This window comes from Mesorhizobium sp. C268A (assembly GCF_040324475.1).
Classification (GTDB): domain Bacteria; phylum Pseudomonadota; class Alphaproteobacteria; order Rhizobiales; family Rhizobiaceae; genus Mesorhizobium.
The window spans coordinates 2,073,363-2,090,810 of the sequence record NZ_JAMYVX010000001.1; the positions used below are offsets into that span (position 1 = coordinate 2,073,363).

The following is a 17,448-nucleotide window of genomic DNA, read 5'->3' on the forward strand; positions in this document are numbered from 1 at the left end:
GGCATGTCGCAGTTTCTCTCGAAGCATAACTCCGTGCGGCCCACGCGCCGCCGGTTCCTCGTCGGCGCGGGCGTCACCACCGCTGGCCTCGCCGTGGGCTACCGGCTAGTGCTGGCGGCGTCCGACATCGCACAAACGACTACTGCAAAGGTTCAGGCGAACCCCTTCCAGACCTATGTCGAGATCACAAAGGAGAACCGAATCATCATCTACTCCTCGCAGTTCGAGATGGGACAAGGCTCCTATTTCGGCATCGCCACCCTGGTTATGGAAGAGCTCGACGGCGACTGGGCGCAGGTGGACGTGGTCGGCGGATATGGCAATACCGCGCTCTACGGCAATCTCGCCTGGGGCGGGGCCGCACAGGCAACTGGTGGCTCCACGTCGATGAGTTCGTCGTGGGAACGCTACCGCAAGGCGGGTGCTGCCGCACGGGCCTTGCTGGTGGCGGCCGCGGCGCAGCGGTGGGATGTGCCAGCCGGCGAGATCAAAGTCGCTTCCGGGGTCGTGTCGCACGCCTCAGGGATGCAGGCGCGCTACGGTGACCTGGCTGAAGCCGCAGCGGGAATGCCGGTTCCCGACGACGTGCCGCTAAAGCCGCGCGACAAGTGGGCCCAGATCGGATCGGACAGCCTCAAGCGCTACGATTCCGCCGGCAAGACCAACGGCGCGCAGACCTACACGATCGACCTCATGATGGAGGGACTCCAGACGGCCGTTATGATCCATCCGCCGAAGTTCGGCGCCGAGATCGAGAGCTTCGACGCAACCAAGGCCAAGGCACTCGACGGCATTGTCGATGTCGTCCAGACGCCGCGAGGCATTGCCGTGGTTGGCAGGGACACCTGGACGGCGCTCAAGGGCCGCGACCTCGTGGAGGTGACCTGGAACGAGGAGAAGGCCGAAGGGCGCGGCACGGCCGAGATCATGGCCGAATACAACAAGGCAGCAGACGATCTGGGCGCGGCCACCGCGCGCGACGACGGTAACACTCCCGCAGCGTTCGCCAGTGCTGAGAAAATCATCGAGGGGCACTACGAATTCCCCTATCTTGTCCATGCTTCGATCGAGCCACTCAACGCGGCCGCCCGAATCAACGAAGACGGCACCATCGACGTCTGGGGCGGACACCAGATGCCCGACCTTTATCAGGCGGCTGCCGCTCAGGTAGGCGACACCACGCCGGACAAGGTGAGGCTGCACGTGATGAAGACCGGCGGCAGTTTCGGCCGCCGCGCCGTCTTGGATGCAGATGTCATTATCGAAGCTGTTTCCACAGCGCGTGCACTGGGACGCGGCAAGCCAGTGAAGGTGCAGTGGACCCGCGAGAATGACATGCGGGGTGGGCGGTACCGGCCGGCCTATGTGCACGCAGTCAAGGCGGGGCTCGACAAGAAAGGCAATGTCGTCGCTCTCCATGACCACATCGTGGGCCAATCGGTCTTGGGCGGTTCGACCTCTGCGGCGATGATCAAGAACGGCATCGATCCAACCTCCGTAGAGGGCGCCACCAACCTGCCCTATGCGATCCCGAACCTGAAGGTCGAGCTGACCACCACGGACGTGAACATCCCGGTGCTGTGGTGGCGTTCGGTAGGCTCCACCCACACCGCTTACGCGGTGGAAACCCTGATCGATGAGCTCGCCGCCGCTGCGAACCGTGATCCGGTCGACTTCCGCTTGTCAATGCTCGGTCACCATCCACGGCATGCCGCCGTGCTTAAAGTGGCTGCTGAGAAGGCAGGCTGGGACAAGCCTCTGCCGGAAGGCCGTTTCCGCGGCGTGGCCCTGCATGAAAGCCTCTCGACCTATGTCGCCGATGTGGTGGAGATCACCCTCAACGATGAAAATGGTTTCAAGGTCGACCGCGTCGTCTGCGCGGTAGATTGCGGCACCGCGATAAATCCTGACCAGATTCGCGCTCAGATGGAGGGCGGTATCGGCTTCGGGCTAGGCGCGATCCTCCAGGAGGAGCTGACCCTGAAGGGCGGTGTCGTAGACCAAGAGAACTACGATACCTATACACCGCTCAGGATCGAGCAGATGCCGCGAGTCGAGGTGCACATTGTGCCCTCCGAGGAGCCGCCCACGGGAGTTGGTGAGCCAGGTGTGCCGCCGATCGGCCCGGCCGTCGCCAACGCGCTACGGGCGGCGACGGGCAAGACTATCCGCAAGCTGCCGATTATAAAGAACATGTCAGGAATGACACCATGAAACAGCCGCGATGAAGATCGCGCCGTTTTCGAACGCCTCCTGACAGGCGCTCATCTCCATGGGTCAAGTTCCGGCGGCTGCCGGCTCCAATATCCAGTTTGGAGACGGCACCCCGTGTTCTGAACGACCACAGACGGGCCTTGGCGCCGGTTCCACTGAAGAACCGCTTTCGAGACGCAAATGCGTCCACTCCATGAAGAGCACAACCGTATAGCACCAGGAAGGCTAGCTACCTCCATCGCTTCGGAGACCCAGGAACCCTCAGAAAACCGAACCTCCCGAGCTCAGAGGCGCTCGTGATCACAATCGCGCTGGTGCGTGGATCATTGTTCAAGGGTTTGCCGATAGGCAGGCGAGATGGCCGATCGACATGATCTTCGCCCGATGCCCTACAAACACAATGCCAGCCGCTGTCACGGAGTCGCGAAGACGAAGGCAATGAGGGTCGACGCCGATACTCATCGTTTAGTTGACAGAGCGCTTGGAATGCCATGCGCTTCACATCGGAGTAGCCATCCGGGAAGCCTGAAGCGCTTTGAAACGCATGTGCTGCGGCTGTTATTCATAGCGTGGATGACTTTGATCAAAACAATCGATTTCATCACTCTTCCGGAATCGTGCATGGACAAAAAAAGAGCCTCACGCACCAATCACACGCTGCTCTATCGCGTGACGAAAGCTGCCTTAGGAATAATCCAAAGGAGAAAATCTTCGATGCGCCCTGACGTGCAGTGGAGGTCGTGCCGAGAAAGTGAGTTGCAACTGGCCGACAATGTCGGGCGGTGCGACTATGGTCGCTTCGGAGAATGAAATCGGGCCAGTTCAAGGGGGCGGTACTGTTATTCGTCGACGGCCGCCCTTCCCAAGAACAGGCGGCATCGCAAGTTGGTTCTGCCGATGAAAACGACAGAGCCGGATACATGTCAGCAGCCGCTCAAGATTGGATGATCCAGCCAAGCTCTCGCGTGATGGCACCGTAGGTGTCACAGTCGAAACATCTCATTGATCGTTTATGAGGCTTTCTTCGATGCCGCTGATGCCTGACGGGCGGTCGCAGCTGCAGGCGACAACACGGCCTATTTAGTTGGAAACAGTCGAGGTAGGCCAATTTGGCTTTCCCGTTACTATTTGGAGAAAGAAATGCTGTGTCTAGGAATCAGCGGCGGACTTGACCAAGTCCATGAAAACCGATTCGAGCGTCCGAACGCCTTTATGCACGATGGCGCCGCGGTGCTCGTCCGAGACGGAAAGGTGATAGCCGCCGTCGAAGAGGAACGCCTCAATCGAATCAAGCACTCGAACAAGCTGCCAAGTGGTTCGATTCAATACTGTCTTTCGACGGCCGGGGTTCAGCTCAGCGACATTGATCGTGTCGCGGTCTACGCCAGCGAGACCTACGCCAACGCCATGCTTGAAGGTATGTCCGCTTCCCAACCGGACATTCTCTCCATTCCGTTGGATGCTAAAATGTTGGTGCAGAACCTGTTAGCGCGTGAGTTCGACACTAAGTTGGACAGTTCACGTATTTCATTCGTAGGTCATCATCAGGCGCACGCCGTGAGCGCCTTTGCAATGTCGGGCTTCGAACAAAGTCTCATTCTAGCGATTGATGGCTGTGGTGATTTCCTGTCGGGCCTTGTGGCGGTAGGGTCTGGCACAGAAATTACGCAAATCGAGGCTTTCCCGGAGGACAATTCTCTTGGGCTGTTTTATCTCGAGACGATCCGCTATCTCGGCTACGGCCTGTTCGACGAGTATAAGGTAATGGGACTCGCGCCCTATGGCGACCCCGCTCCCTATCGCGAGCTCTTCGAGCAGTTCTACGAGCTCTCCGCCAACGGTGGCTACCGTGTTCACCTCGACCGCATCGGTCCGGCGTTGCTCCGCAACATCGAGATCAGGCGAAAGGGAATGCCTTTCACCCAGCAGCATCGAGATGTGAGTGCGTCACTGCAGGAAGCGCTTGAGCGGATCGTGTTCCACATTCTCCGGCACCACCGTGAGGCCACCGGCATGAAGCGGTTGTGTCTGGCGGGAGGGGTAGCCCACAACTGCACGATGAACGGCAAGCTGCTGTATTCAGGGCTTTTCGAAGACATCTTCGTGCAACCCGCGTCTCACGACGCTGGCTGCGCATTGGGAGCTGCGCTGATAGTCTCTAACGAGATGGGCCGCCCCGCGCCGCGTGAGCGACTGCAGGAGGTCTATTGGGGTCCTGATCTCGGGAGCGACCGCGCCGTGGAACAGGAACTGAATGCATGGGCCGGACATCTCGAGGTTGAACGCTCTGACGACGTAGCGAGCAGTGCAGCCGACTGGATCGCCAACGGCGCCGTGATCGGCTGGGTGCAGGGTCGTTCGGAGTTTGGGCCACGTGCGCTGGGCAACCGCAGCATTCTTGCCGACCCTCGGCCCGCTGCAAACAAGGACCGGATCAATGCCATGGTCAAGAAGCGCGAAGGCTATAGGCCTTTCGCACCATCTGTGCTGGAAGAGGATGCGAGCGAATTTTTCGACCTCCCGGACGGTAAGCACGAATTTCCATTCATGAATTTCGTCGTTCGCGTGCGTGACTCAAAGCGCGCCTTGTTGGGTGCCATTACGCACGTCGACGGTACGGCTCGGCTGCAAACAGTATCGCGCGATGCCAACCCCGCTTACTGGGAGGTCATCAATGCGTTCAAGAAGCGGACAGGCACTCCAATTCTGCTCAATACGTCCTTTAACAACAATGCTGAACCGATCGTGGATACGGTTGCAGACGCGATTGCCACATTTTTGACGACAGAGCTGGATGGACTTGTGGTCGGTCCCTTCCTGGTAAAAAAACGGGCTGCAACGCTGCAGGATTGGACTGCGCTTGCGATTTCATTGCCTCCCTCAGTCTCCCTCCATCAAACCCGTGCTTACACAGCGCGAGATCATCAGGAGACTGTCTGCGAGATTATTCCGAACCACTTCAGCATTGACAGTGTGCGAATTTCAAACGACTTGTTTAATCTACTGATGCGGATCGAGGGCGAAGCCGTGTTGCGAGATCACCTCAATATGATTGAGCCGGATCAGGCTAGGCATGCAGCTCTAATGGAGGGCCTGCGAAGACTGTGGGAGCAGCGCCTGGTTCGGTTGCATCCCTCACAAGCTGGTCGGATGGATCATGGGTCCGATCAAACGCTGGACCAGCCCAATAGGCAATCAGCGTGATAGAGATGCACCTCAAGCTCGGCCAATCAAGGGTGTTTGTCGACCCCGCCTGCGAGCTCCCGCTGTGATTACGGGGTCGTCGCCTACGCGGCGGCGCCCACCACCATCTCCATCAGCCGCTTCGGCGACAAAGCCAATCATCTCCCGTAAGAGAAGTGCTTTCGGGCAAGGTCTGCAGGTTCAAGGAGTTCGTTGAAGGCGCCGCCAGCTGGGGCTGCGTCGATCGCATCATCGCGCATGGTCGAGCTCGGCGCCCAAGGGAAATCGCCCAATTCGACACGCGTGCGTTTGCGCCTCATTCAAAACCGCTGCGCGGGTGGTCGAGGTGAAATCGGAAGTCCGTCTGTGCCAGCCGACGACGTTACCGCAGCGCATCCTGCACATCGCCCTCGATCGCATTCCTCGACTCGCGACATACGACGGGGCGCAGGCGCCGGAAACGAACCCGCCGACCGCAACCTGCAAACTCCCGCCTGTCCTCACGACGGAGCAATCCTGTCGCCTGACCAGGCGCGTGGAAAAGCATCACAAGGGTGACCACAGCGTGCTTCAGGCCGTCAAACGCTATTGCCGTGCGTCAAGGCGGGCTAGGTGACCCGTCGGGAAGCCGGCACCAGCGGCTTTGTCGGGACAAGACACATGCTATTGGGATTTGGCCGCCGCAGCCGCGAGCATCGCTTCTCCCATCGCAATGGCCCCTTGGGCACGCAGCATTTCACCAGGGTTCTGAATGTCGCGCAACTCTTTGTTCTGGCTGAGTTTTGATTTTCCAACCAGACCGGTGATCTCGATCTCCAGGGCGACGATTGCCTTGACCATCGTGTCGATGAAGTCCTTCGGCGCGTCGCCCATCTTCCATGGGACCGGCTGCGAGGCTTCTTGCATGTGAGTGAGCTTCGCCACGTTGCGGCGCACATACCGCTCATCATCCCGGACAGTGATGCGTCCGTGGGCATGGACGACGAGATAGTTCCACGTCGGCACCTGCTTGTGGAATTCATGCTTGCTCGGATACCAGTTCGGCGAGATGTAAGCGTCGGCCTCACGGAAGATTACGAGAACCTCATCGCCATTGGCGACTTCCTCCCAGACTGGGTTCTTGCGAGCGACATGGCAATTGAGAACGCCCTTGTCTCCCTTCGAGCGGTCAAGCTCGAAAGGGAGGTGGTTCGCGTCCAGCGTGCCTTTGCTTTGGGTGACGAGGATACCGAGCGGGTGTCTCTCGATAAGGTCGAACAGGGCGTTCTGATCAGGGACGGCAAAATGAGGCGGAACGTACAACGGTTTATCTCCTGTCGCGAATGTGCGGTTGTTGGTAATCGGCGGGGCCTTACGGAACGGGCCCCTGAATCTTCGCTGCCGTCGACGAGTGCCCCGGATCTCGGTGTCCACCACGCTCAAGCACCGCCATCGTAAAGTGGGCGGGCACATCAGATGCCGCCGCATATGAGTGAGGTTGGTCAGTGACAAGCCGCGCACTCTCGCCTTCGCTTAAAATTACCACATGAGTACCTACCACAACGCTCAGGGCCCCCTGACTGACCGAGATCAGCTCGCGCGTATCCGGACTATGAGCGTCCGCGGAAAACACGTCGCCCGGCATCATGACCCAGCTCCACAGTTCGAACATCGTGTGTCCCGAGGTCGACGAATGCAGTTGCGCAGAGCTTCCCTTGGCGCTCGTCCAAAGACTCCTGGTCTCTGTCCGCTCAATGGGAAGGCGCACCGTGGAAGGGTGCTCGTTCAACAAATCGGCCACCGAGAGCGAAAACGCCGCCGCCAGCCGACACAGTATGCCGATACTGGGGTTCGCCCTACCCTGCTCCAGCGCGACCACGGTTCCCTTCGATAGGCCACTTAGTTTAGCCAGGCGATCCAGGGTCAGGTTTTGGTCACGCCTCAGGTCTCGGATCCGGGCCGCTATCGCTTGCCCAAGCGCCTGCTCGGCATCAAACGCTGTTGTAACATCGGTCATTATATTGACTTTGGTCCTCGGCTCACGTATTGCGGTCAGTATAATGACCGGCGCGAAATTGCAACTGCCCGTTAGGAAGGAAATAACCGATGCGTTTTGAGACGAAGGCGATCCACTGCGGCCGAGGTGTCGACGCGTCCACGGGGGCCGTATCCATGCCGCTGCACACCAGCACGACGTTCGAACGAGGCGCCAACGGGTCATTTCCGTCCGGCTTCGAATACACAAGGGATGGAAATCCGACACGCAATGCGTTCGAGGCGGCCATGGCGACGCTTGAGGGAGGGGAAGACGGCATCGCCTTCGCTTCGGGCATGGCCGCAATCGCTGCAGTTTTCGAGAGCCATCCGTCGGCGGGTCGGATCGTTCTGCCGGATGACATGTATTTCGGCATTCGTTCGCTGATCGAAGAGACCGACATTGGGTCTCGCTTCGACTTTGCCCCCGTCGACATGCGCGATTTGGACGCTTTGCGCGCCGCGGTGACATCGAAGCGGACTGGCCTCGTCTGGGTCGAGACGCCGTCAAACCCGATGATCCGCGTTGTCGACATTGCGGCCATCTGCGCAATCGCGCACGAGGCAGACGCCTTGGCGGTGGTGGACAATACGTGGGCCACCCCAGTGCTTCAACTGCCACTCGAGATCGGGGCAGACGCGGTGATGCACTCGGCGACAAAGTACATTGGCGGCCACTCGGATCTGATGGCCGGTGTCGTCATTGTCCCAAACGCGTCACCCCTCGGTCGCCCATTGCGGATGGTCCAGAAACACAAGGGCAGCGTCGCAGCGCCCTTCGACTGTTGGCTGGCGTTGCGGGGCCTGCAGACATTGCCGGTCCGCATGCGCGCCCATTGCGAAGGCGCCCAGAAAGTGGCCGAGGCCCTGGCGTCTCATCCGCGCGTCGAAAAAGTGCTCTTTCCTGGTTTGCAAACTGATCCGGGACACGATCTTGCTACGCGGCAAATGAGCCGTTACGGAGCGATGCTATCCTTTATCGTCGAGGGCGGAGCCGATGCTGCAATGGCCGTGGCCGGCCGCCTGAAGATTGTTGTCCGGGCGACAAGCCTTGGCGGGACGCATTCTCTGATAGAGCATCGCGCATCCGTTGAAGGTGCGAAGTCCAAAGCGCCAGGCGGATTGCTGCGAATTTCTGTAGGGCTTGAACATCCTCAGGACATTATCGATGACCTGATGCAGGCCCTAGGCGAAACCTGCAAAGCGGGAGTCCAATGACGGGTGCAAGAACTCTGGCGCCGCTTTACGTGACGGCTGGCGCAGCCGACGATCGGCAGAACAATGTTCCTGCTGAGTAGAACGCACGTCCTCTGGTGAACCGCTACCGCCGTGTCGCATCGTCTCGGGCGTGTGGTCGCCTGGGGTGATGAACGTCTTCGGGTTTCCGGACGATGGCCACGCGCTCGACCGGATAGCGGAAATACCCAGATTTGCCGTTGACCTACTGCTGCTCGACCTCGTCGGAGATCGCGGTCAACAGATGGGATGGATGTGCTGGCCCTACGGCAGTTTGACAAGCCGGCCATCGGGGCGCTAGCACCGTCCAAAGCCAAGAGTCGCAGGGGAGAACTGACCGCACCCAGCGGGCTGCGGGACCCATCGGCTAACGGCCAGGTTGGTACCTCAACGCGCATCAGCACCATGGATGTCACATTGTCCTTGTTGCGAGCGCGATCTCGGAACTTCGTTGTGACGCAGTCTGTGCACAGAGCGCACCGCTGTAAGCAAATGAGCGGAAGAACGACACCCAGTGGAGGTGAGAAGTGATGCGGCGTCAAGATCCTCCGCGCTTTGCGGCAAACACACTAATCCCTCTTCAAAACCCGGTCTTTCGTTCTATCTGGACAGCCACGCAGATATCCAGCCTTGGCTGGCTGGTGCAGAGCGTGGCTATAAGCTGGCTCATGGCCACGATTTCAGCCTCCGATCTGATGGTTGCGCTCGTACAGGCTGCATCGACCCTGCCCGCCTTCTTCTTGTCGATCCTTGCTGGAGCCATTGCAGACAGCTTCAGCCGCCGCGGCGTGATGCTTGCCGGACATTGCCTGATTGCACTGGCATCCACGGCGCTGGCACTCTCTGTTGGACTGGGCTTTGTCAGTCCATGGCTGATCTTGGGACTGAGTTTCTTGGCCGGATGCGGCTTTGCCTTGAACGATCCAGCCTGGCACGCGTCGGTCGGCGATATCCTGGAAAGGCGCGACATACCCGCTGCAGTGACGCTGATGTCGGTGGGGTACAACGTGGTTCGGAGCATAGGACCGGCGCTGGGCGGTGTAATCTTGGCTTTGCTGGGCCCCCTTACGGCTTTCGCTTTCGCTGCGCTGAGCGACCTGGTCCCGTTGAGCGCTGTCCTGCGCTCGAAGTGGCAAGTTCGCTCTTCGCCTCTTCCGCGCGAGCGGATGACGACGGCCATTCATGATGGCATGCGATTCACGGCAATATCCTCGGAGATCAGAGTGGCGATTGTGCGTGCAACCCTGTTCGGGCTGTCAAGCATCTCGATCCTTGCTCTGCTCCCCCTCCTGGTGCGCGACCAGCTGGCGGGAGGGCCCATTGTTTACGGCGTCCTGTTGGCCGGCTTCGGCACAGGGGCCTTCATCGCCGGCATTGGCAACAGCTACTTGAGACGCATCACGTCCCAGAACCGTTTGATCACGCTCGCATCGGTTGCTTGCGCAGCGTGCTGCCTTTTGATGGCTCTCACATCGTCGGTGGCTGTGGCGGCGATCGCGCTTGCAATCGGTGGCGCAGGCTGGGTTGTCACCTGGACCGGAACTGACGTGTGTGTGCAGTTGGCAAGCCCAAGGTGGGTCGTTGGTCGCACCCTGTCCATCTATTACGCCCTGACCTACGGCGGCATGGCAGCGGGCAGCTATATCTGGGGTGCTGTCGCACAGTACTATTCCCTAACGTGGGCTTTGGAAGGTGCTGCAGCGGCACTGTTGTTGGTTGCAGCTGTGGGAAAGCTATTGCCGGTGCGGCTATGGGAGGAATCGGATCAAGCGGCCTTCGATTTCAGGCCACCAGAACTGGCCCTCCCTTTGAAGCCCAGGAGCGGCCCGATCGTGATCAAGGTGGAGTACTCGATACTCGAGGAGAGTATCGAGGAATTTCTGAGCTGCATGCGCGAAAGGCGGCGCGTTCAGAGCCGCGCCGGTGCGCGGAACTGGACCCTCCAGCGCGACCTTCAGAAGTCGACTCTTTGGACCGAGACATTCCGCACGCCGACATGGACGGACTATCTTCGTCTAAACCATCGGCTAACGGTGACTGACAGGGAGTTAGGCGAGCGCCTTTCCGCTCTGCAGATCGGTGATTCTCCGCCTCGTATCTCACTTTCAATCGAGCGGCCGACAACCCCCGCCCCCGGCAGCCAAGTCCAGCCTGTGCCTTTTGTATCGCGCCCTTAGGAACCAAGACTTGTCTGGCTTGGACGCAGACGAGCTACTCCTCCTTTTGTCGAGTCTGCCCGGATTGCAAATCGTTCCGGCCGGTTAGGCGAGCATGAGACTTCGCGTGGCAATTGTGTCCATCACGGGTTCCATGTTCAGCCCGACCGCCTCTGCCGCCAGATCGGCTTGAGCACGGATTCAGGTCGCCTGTCCTCTGCATAGCGGCGAGCAACGAAGTGCAAGGGGGCGGAGGGGTCTCCCCCGGGTAGTGTGCTGAGAGTTCTGCAAATTCGCTGAGAGGGGGCGGTCATGGCGGGCTGGTGATTGTTCACGTCACCTGATTCCCGCGAAGGAACGCCACCATGACCAAGACTGAAGTTAAGACCGCCAGCGCTGCCGTCAAAGACATTTTGCTTTCGAACCCGGATGGATTGCACGAAGTGCTCCGTGCGGTGATGCAGGAGGTGCTTGAGGCCGAGATGGACGAGGCGCTGGGTGCCTCGAAGAGCGAGCGCACGCCCGAACGGCTTGGCTATCGCTCGGGCTATTACGGCCGTACCCTTGTGACGCGGGTCGGCAAGCTCGAGCTGCGGGTTCCGCAGGACCGGGCCGGGCGCTTCTCCACCGAGCTGTTCGAGCGCTACCAGCGTTCCGAGCGGGCCTTGGTGGCGACACTGGCGGAGATGTATGTGCAGGGCGTGTCGACCCGCAAGGTGAAGGCGATCACGGAAGAACTGTGCGGCCATGCCTTCTCGGCCTCGACGATCTCGGCCATCAACAAGCGGCTGGACGAGAGCCTCGCTGCCTTTGCCAGGCGCCCCCTTCAATAGCCGTTTCCTTACCTCATCCTCGATGCGCGCTACGAGAAGGTGCGTGAAGCCGGTGTTGTCATGAGCCAGGCGGTGCTGATCGCGGTCGGTATCGACTGGGACGGAAGGCGCCAGATCCTGGCCGTGGAGATGGCCAATCGCGAGAGCCGCTCGGCCTGGAGGGACTTCCTCGTCGGCCTCAAGGCGCGCGGCCTCAAGGGCGTCGAGTTGGTTGTGTCCGACGATCACGCCGGCCTGGTGGCAGCGATCGGCGAGGTGATCCCCGAAGCCGCCTGGCAACGCTGCTACGTGCACTTCCTCAGGAACGCGCTCGATCATCTGCCGAGGAAGCACGGCGACGACTGCCTGCAGGAATTGCGCTGGCTCTACGACCGGCGCGATCTCGCAGAGGCCAGGGCTGATCTTGCCGCATGGCTTGCCAAATGGTCGGCACGCTATCCGCGCCTGACAGGCTGGGCCGAGGATGCCATCGAACAAACCCTGACCTTCTTCAGGCTGCCGAGACAGCACCACAAGCATCTCAAGTCCACCAACATGCTGGAGCGGCTCAACGAGGAAATCCGCCGGCGCACCTATGTCGTGCGCATCTTCCCAATACCGAAAGCTGCCTGCGCCTGGTCAGGGCCTTGGCCGTCGAGACCAACGAAAACTGGATGGAGGCCAACCTATACATCAACATGGACGACCTGCGCGAGCACAAGAAGCTCGCTCTGCGCCAAGCCGCATGACCAGCATCATGGCCGCCCCATTTTGCAGAACTTGACGCACACAACCCTCCCCCGTCTGCTCAGCGGGCAGAGGAGGAATCCGCAAGGCGGCTTGCTGGGGCGCGGGGCTCCTGCGCGACAAGCAGGTTTTCCCCCGGTCTAATCCGACCTCGACCCCAAATGCTGCAATGACCGTGCGGCACGGCGCGATTGATCGGGTCTCATGCCCAAAGCTGCCTTGGTGCCCAGCGCGCGACCCGATGTCCTTCGGGGGCCTGATCGCGCCGGCACCATGGCGCGGCAGAAGGCTGCCGAGCTCGTCTGGCATGGTCGCTGAACGCGTCGTCGCCCGACGACCGAAATCTTCGGCATCGCAGCGAGCTTTTTCCCGTTACAAGATCCTCAGCGGGACGGGCTGCCAGTTCACGCGAGCCAACAGCATGCTTGCCCGCAGGGGCGACCGCCGCTTCTGCTGATCTCGGGAGCAGAATAACAACAGCCGGCTTCGCCGTACGGCGGCTGCCAAAAGCCCCTGGCCCTGCCACGAGGCGCCAGCCACCTTTCTAGCTGGTGGCCGATTTGGGAGCGGCGCCGATGCCCAACCAGGGCGGCACGCTTTTGGGACTCACTTTTTTGGCAGACACTGAATTCTCCGCCAAATGAATGGTCCGGGCAACTAGCAGGCGGAGGAACTCCGTCTGGACTGAGTACCAGTTTCAGCGCGAACAAGAAGGTTCTTAGCCAGATCACGAAACGCCAGGCCCGCTCCTTTGCCGTCCGATCGTCCAGGAAATCCCCTCGGCTCGCACCATGCCAGACACCTCCTTGCCGATATGATGCTCAAGCGCCGGCCGCCAGGGCACCAGCGTGAACTCGCGCGATTTCTCGATGACAGCGTATTTTCCGCCGGCGAGCTCGACGCAGCGGCGGAGCGTGCCGTTTATTCGATTGCCATGCTGCGCTTCAGAATACGAGAGCCCGAGTTCGTCCGAGAGCTGACTGGCAACACGGTTCAGCTCTCGTTGGCGCAGCATTGAAAGCATGTTGGCGCGATAGATGACCCGATCCTGCGCATCATGGGCAAGACCTTGCGCGATCAGCCACTGCTGTCGGCGGGCCTGGACCTGACGTACTTCGCGACCGAAGCCAGAGTCGCGCAAGGACTCAGGGTGGGCTGATACCAGCTCCTGGTCGATCCAGGTGGCGCCGTCAAAGCCTACTTGGCTCTCCAGCGGCATTGATGAGAGCTTGTCGACGACAACAGGCTGGGCCCTCGCTCGTTGACGCTCGTAATCCGCGACGCGGTTGAGATGGTCAGGCGCGACTGTCCATGTGCCGTCCGGCTCGCGCTCGACGCCACCGGTCGCACGGCGGATCGCCTCCAGTCGCCGCACGTGCGTTTCGGCAAAGCGTTCGGTGGCCGAGGGGTCATGCTTGAGATGGATATCGATGCTGTAGCGCCCGTCGTTGACCGTGGCGATGCCGGCAATTGTGCGGTCGACTTGTCTGGGCCCGGCGTCCCTCGGCCTGACCCGCACTATGCAGCCCTCTGGCGTGGGTTGGGTAGCCTCGCCTTTGCCGATATCAACATAGTGGCTTTTGCCGTCCACGCCGTCGACGACGAGGTATTGGCGGTCAGTGATTTCGTCGGCCAGCCCGCGCCCGACGACACGTCCGACCACGGTTTGGGCCGACCCGTCGGATCGATCGTGGATAAGATAGTCGGCGGCACTGCGGACGAGCCCCTTGCCGGTCAGCTCGCGATGGATGGTCTTGATAATGTCGCCGCGCTCGCCGATGCGACGTAGCGTGGCTTCGAGCTCATCCTCCAGGCGCCAGCGACCCGCAGGCATCTCCTCGGCGAGGCCCATCCGCTCGAGCTTGCGCAGGCGGCCCTGGTGCAGCGTCTGGCGAAAGGTGTCTCGGCTGGCCGGTGAGACACGCCCCTCATCGTCGCGCATGCGCATCAGCTGCCGGTCGATGCTGGTGAAGCGTTCCTGCTCCATCTCCTGGCGCAAGCGCTGCTCGATCTCGCGGTCGGTGCGCGGGCCAAGGTCGAGGCTAACCAGTTCGGCTGCGCGCTCGCGCAGGCCAGAGGAAATGTAGTCCCGCGCGATGACGAGGTTTTCGCCGTAATCGTCCCTGCCGCGCACGATGATGTGGGTGTGAGGATGGCCGGTGTTGAAATGGTCGACGGCCACCCAGTCTAGCCTGGTGCCGAGGTCTTCTTCCATTTGCGCCATGAGGCGCCGGGTGAGCGGCTTCAGGTCATCATACTCGATACCGTCTTCGGGGGCGACGATGAAGCGGAACTGATGACGGTCACCGTTCGCGCGATCGAGAAAGGCCCTGCCGTCGGCGCGGTCATTGTCCGCAGCGTAGAGCTCGCCACGCTCGCCTTCCCGGGTGACGCCGTCGCGCTGGAGGTAGCGGAGGTGCGCACGAGCCCCGTCGACTCCCTTGCCGGCCAGCTTGACGACGCGTGCCTTGACGACTGCGCGCCGCTGCCGAAACGCCGCGTGAGGGTCGCGCGCTCTAAGAACGGCGGCAGCAGCCCCGCCGCGCCCCACCCGGCTACCGATGAAGCGGCTGCCGCGTCCGCTCCTGCCGCCTGCTCGGTTGACCGCGGCCCGGACCTGGCCAGCATAGCGTTTGCCCGCCTTCGAGCCGCGCGACCCAATTTTGCCGAGCCTCGGCGTGAATTCGTCATCCTGCATGCGGCCTCCGATGAACCAGCAGCAAAATCAGAGGCTTGCGCGCCAGACCCTCCTGGACCCGCAGGCAACCTCCTGGGAAAACGATGTGCAGACAAACACTTCGCCGCCTCCAGGAGGCGATGCCTTTATCTTGCCTTTCGCGGACCTGCCTCCCTGCCCCCCGCCCGAACCACGGTAGCCGCTGCCCTCACCTGCGATCCGGCCGGCCTGACCTTGCTCGCTCCGATCCGAGCGGCACCAGGAGTTGGCCATTCGGGCCGGTCACGGAAACACCGTTTCGGAGGAAAAACAGCGACTGCCCGGACGGGATTCCCGGCGCGGTTTTGGAACGGGATTTGTCGGTGAGCGCGTCCATATCGGCGGCCGAAATGCCCGCCGCCTTGACCTCTTCCAGATACGAAACCGTCTCGCTGGGCAGTGGCCGCCCACGCTGCAAATGCTGTTCGTAGCGCTCCGGCCCGGCGTTATAGGCTGCAAACAGGCCTGGAAATCCGAAGCGGTCATACATGGCGCGCAGATAGGCAGTGCCTGCCAGAATGTTGTCGCGAGGGTCGTGCGGGGCGGCTCCCAGGCCAAGCTCTACGCGCAATCCTCGTAGGTGCCTGGCATCACCTGCATGAGGCCAATGGCGCCGGCGCTCGACGTGACAGGCCGCCCATTGAGCGCCGTCTGCCCCCGGCTTTCGGCATCCATGACGGCATAAATCCAGGTTTGTGGAATGCTGAAACGCCGGCTTGCTTCGGCTACCAAGGGCTGCCATCTTGTAAGCTGCGGACTATGGGAGATGACGACCGGCTTCGTGTTGGTCGCGGCGGAACAGGAGCATGGTGCGAGAGACACCATGCCCAGCATCAGGAGGGTCACTCGGTCCATAGGGGCACGAGCCTCCCGATGATATTTTCGGTCGGCACCGGCCCGAAATAGCGGCTGTCGAACGAGCGATTTTTATCGCTGCCGAGTAGGAAAACCTCGGCAGCGGCGAGCTTTCGGCAGGCATTCCACCAAGGCAGCGGACGGTGCTGCGTGTCGGTTGCAAGCCGGCGCGCGACAATCTCGCCGCTGATGATGATGGCGTCGCCGAAGGCGCAGACATGCTCGCCAGGCAGCGCGGCAAGGTGCTTGACCAGCGGCACGTTGCTGGGCAGATAGAAGCGTTCGGCGGCCAGATCAACGACCGGTTTTGGCGGGCGGACGAGTACGAGATCACCAAGAGCCGGCGATCCGGATGCGACGCGATAGAGGCCGACCGGCGCACTCGCCGAGGCGTTCCAGACCAGCCTGGGCGATGGTTTGCAGAAGGCGGCGAAGCCGATCAGGGCAAGGCCCATCGTGGCCACGGCGATCGTCTTGCGCGCCCGAATGCGCCGCAGATGGCTGCCGATCAGATGGATGGTGGGACGCCGGCTCATGAGCGGCCTCCCTCGCCGGCCGAGCCGGAATCGTGCCCGCCGTCCTCGGGCCCGGTCTCCTGCGCGTGCCCCTTCGACCAATCGTCGAGTTCGTCGATGTGATAGCGGACATAGCGGCCGTGCTTGCGGAATTGCGGGCCGCCGCCTTTGAGGCGCATCTTCTCCAGCGTGCGCTGGGACAGCCCGATATAGAAGGCCGCCTGCGCGGTATTGAGAAACGGACTGCCCTTCTTGGCGCGGGCTGCGCGTTCGTTTTCGTCGTCCATGATGATCCTCGTTTCGCTACGGACAAGCCAAGGCGAGGATCGGCGAGCGAGATCGTTTTGGGGACGGGCGAAGAGTAGGGGGGCGAGTTTTCGCCGCCCCCTTCGGCGGCCTCACGGGTCCTGAGAGAGGCCCCGCGCCGGTGGCGGCGCGGGGCTTTCCGGATCGGCCGGTCAGTCGACCGGGTTCCAGATGATGGCGTAAGTGTCGTCGTCATCCTGGCCGGCGGCGCGGCCGAGATTGGCGTAGAGCTTGCGGGGGCCAAACTCGGGGGCGGCAATCGACAGGCTCACATAGTCCTTGCCGGAGGTCTCGCCGGTGCGGATCCAGCCCGCACCCACTTCGACCCCTTGCGTCAGCACCCGGAAGTCGGGATGGGTGTCGGCGCTCTTTGCCTGATTGGGCACGATATCGATGTCGGCGCGGACGCTGAGCGTCTTGAGCTGGCCCTTGTAGCCGCCGTTTTCCTGTTTGGTGACGTATCCGATCGCGGTCATTTCCAGTCTCCTCTTGGTGCTCGCAGGGGACCATTCCCCTGCGATGGCGGACCGTGATGGGCGCGTCCGGACCGCCGGAACCGGGACGGCCGCAGCGATAGCGGAGGACCCGCGCGGGCAGCTTTTTTGAAGCGAAGCGGCGCGAGGAAGCCGCCGCAGGCGGCGGGGAAAAAAGCTGCCGGCGAGGGTTTCGGGCGGGCCGGATCCGCCCATAGGTCG

At 61.4% G+C, this 17,448-nt stretch carries 12 protein-coding genes and 1 pseudogene; 5 read left to right on the forward strand and 8 right to left on the reverse strand.

Annotation, left to right across the window (positions count from 1 at the left end):
• The first annotated feature begins 3 nt into the window (after nucleotides 1-3).
• Nucleotides 4-2,214, forward strand: coding sequence for a xanthine dehydrogenase family protein molybdopterin-binding subunit (locus tag NKL06_RS10055; RefSeq protein WP_023692493.1), 2,211 nt, complete (start codon nucleotides 4-6; stop codon nucleotides 2,212-2,214).
• A 1,140-nt stretch (nucleotides 2,215-3,354) separates the two neighbouring features.
• A complete protein-coding gene (locus tag NKL06_RS10060; RefSeq protein WP_023692494.1) occupies nucleotides 3,355-5,418 on the forward strand; it encodes a carbamoyltransferase family protein in 2,064 nt (687 codons plus the stop codon).
• Between the two features lie 642 nt (nucleotides 5,419-6,060).
• Here NKL06_RS10060 and NKL06_RS10065 read toward each other — a convergent pair.
• Together NKL06_RS10065 and NKL06_RS10070 are read right to left on the reverse strand one after the other, a co-directional pair.
• Nucleotides 6,061-6,699 carry an FMN-binding negative transcriptional regulator gene (locus NKL06_RS10065; RefSeq protein ID WP_023692496.1) on the reverse strand — a complete coding sequence of 213 codons (639 nt, stop codon included), beginning with the start codon at nucleotides 6,697-6,699 and terminating at the stop codon, nucleotides 6,061-6,063.
• Between the two features lie 49 nt (nucleotides 6,700-6,748).
• Nucleotides 6,749-7,393, reverse strand: a complete 645-nt coding sequence (locus NKL06_RS10070; protein WP_023692497.1) for a helix-turn-helix domain-containing protein — start codon at nucleotides 7,391-7,393, stop codon at nucleotides 6,749-6,751.
• A gap of 89 nt (nucleotides 7,394-7,482) precedes the next feature.
• Between NKL06_RS10070 and NKL06_RS10075 the strand changes: the two genes are divergently transcribed.
• The 3 genes and pseudogenes from NKL06_RS10075 (at nucleotide 7,483) to NKL06_RS10085 (ending at nucleotide 12,363) form a co-directional block, all read left to right on the forward strand.
• Entirely contained in the window at nucleotides 7,483-8,628 is a 1,146-nt protein-coding gene (locus NKL06_RS10075; RefSeq protein ID WP_023692498.1) for a trans-sulfuration enzyme family protein, read from the forward strand.
• A gap of 548 nt (nucleotides 8,629-9,176) precedes the next feature.
• Nucleotides 9,177-10,823 carry an MFS transporter gene (locus NKL06_RS10080; protein ID WP_023692500.1) on the forward strand — a complete coding sequence of 549 codons (1,647 nt, stop codon included), beginning with the start codon at nucleotides 9,177-9,179 and terminating at the stop codon, nucleotides 10,821-10,823.
• Nucleotides 10,824-11,167: 344 nt separating this feature from the next.
• A pseudogene (locus NKL06_RS10085) lies at nucleotides 11,168-12,363 on the forward strand (IS256 family transposase).
• A gap of 725 nt (nucleotides 12,364-13,088) precedes the next feature.
• On the opposite strand, the gene rlxS reads toward NKL06_RS10085, so the two are convergent.
• From rlxS to NKL06_RS10115, 6 genes are all read right to left on the reverse strand, one after another.
• Nucleotides 13,089-15,059 (reverse strand): relaxase/mobilization nuclease RlxS, encoded by a 1,971-nt coding sequence (rlxS, locus tag NKL06_RS10090; protein WP_023694850.1) that lies wholly within the window; start codon nucleotides 15,057-15,059, stop codon nucleotides 13,089-13,091.
• A gap of 187 nt (nucleotides 15,060-15,246) precedes the next feature.
• Entirely contained in the window at nucleotides 15,247-15,648 is a 402-nt protein-coding gene (locus tag NKL06_RS10095; protein WP_023694851.1) for a lytic transglycosylase domain-containing protein, read from the reverse strand.
• Nucleotides 15,639-15,932 carry a transglycosylase SLT domain-containing protein gene (locus NKL06_RS10100; protein WP_348625514.1) on the reverse strand — a complete coding sequence of 98 codons (294 nt, stop codon included), beginning with the start codon at nucleotides 15,930-15,932 and terminating at the stop codon, nucleotides 15,639-15,641. The genes NKL06_RS10095 and NKL06_RS10100 overlap by 10 nt, the downstream gene beginning before the upstream one ends.
• Nucleotides 15,920-16,468, reverse strand: a complete 549-nt coding sequence (locus tag NKL06_RS10105) for a S26 family signal peptidase (RefSeq protein ID WP_023694853.1) — start codon at nucleotides 16,466-16,468, stop codon at nucleotides 15,920-15,922. Before NKL06_RS10105 ends, NKL06_RS10100 begins: the two co-directional genes overlap by 13 nt.
• Nucleotides 16,465-16,734, reverse strand: a complete 270-nt coding sequence (locus NKL06_RS10110; RefSeq protein ID WP_023672373.1) for a helix-turn-helix transcriptional regulator — start codon at nucleotides 16,732-16,734, stop codon at nucleotides 16,465-16,467. Before NKL06_RS10110 ends, NKL06_RS10105 begins: the two co-directional genes overlap by 4 nt.
• A gap of 171 nt (nucleotides 16,735-16,905) precedes the next feature.
• Nucleotides 16,906-17,229: a DUF736 domain-containing protein gene (locus NKL06_RS10115; protein ID WP_023672372.1), complete on the reverse strand. Its 324-nt coding sequence runs from the start codon at nucleotides 17,227-17,229 to the stop codon at nucleotides 16,906-16,908.
• Nucleotides 17,230-17,448: the final 219 nt, after the last annotated feature.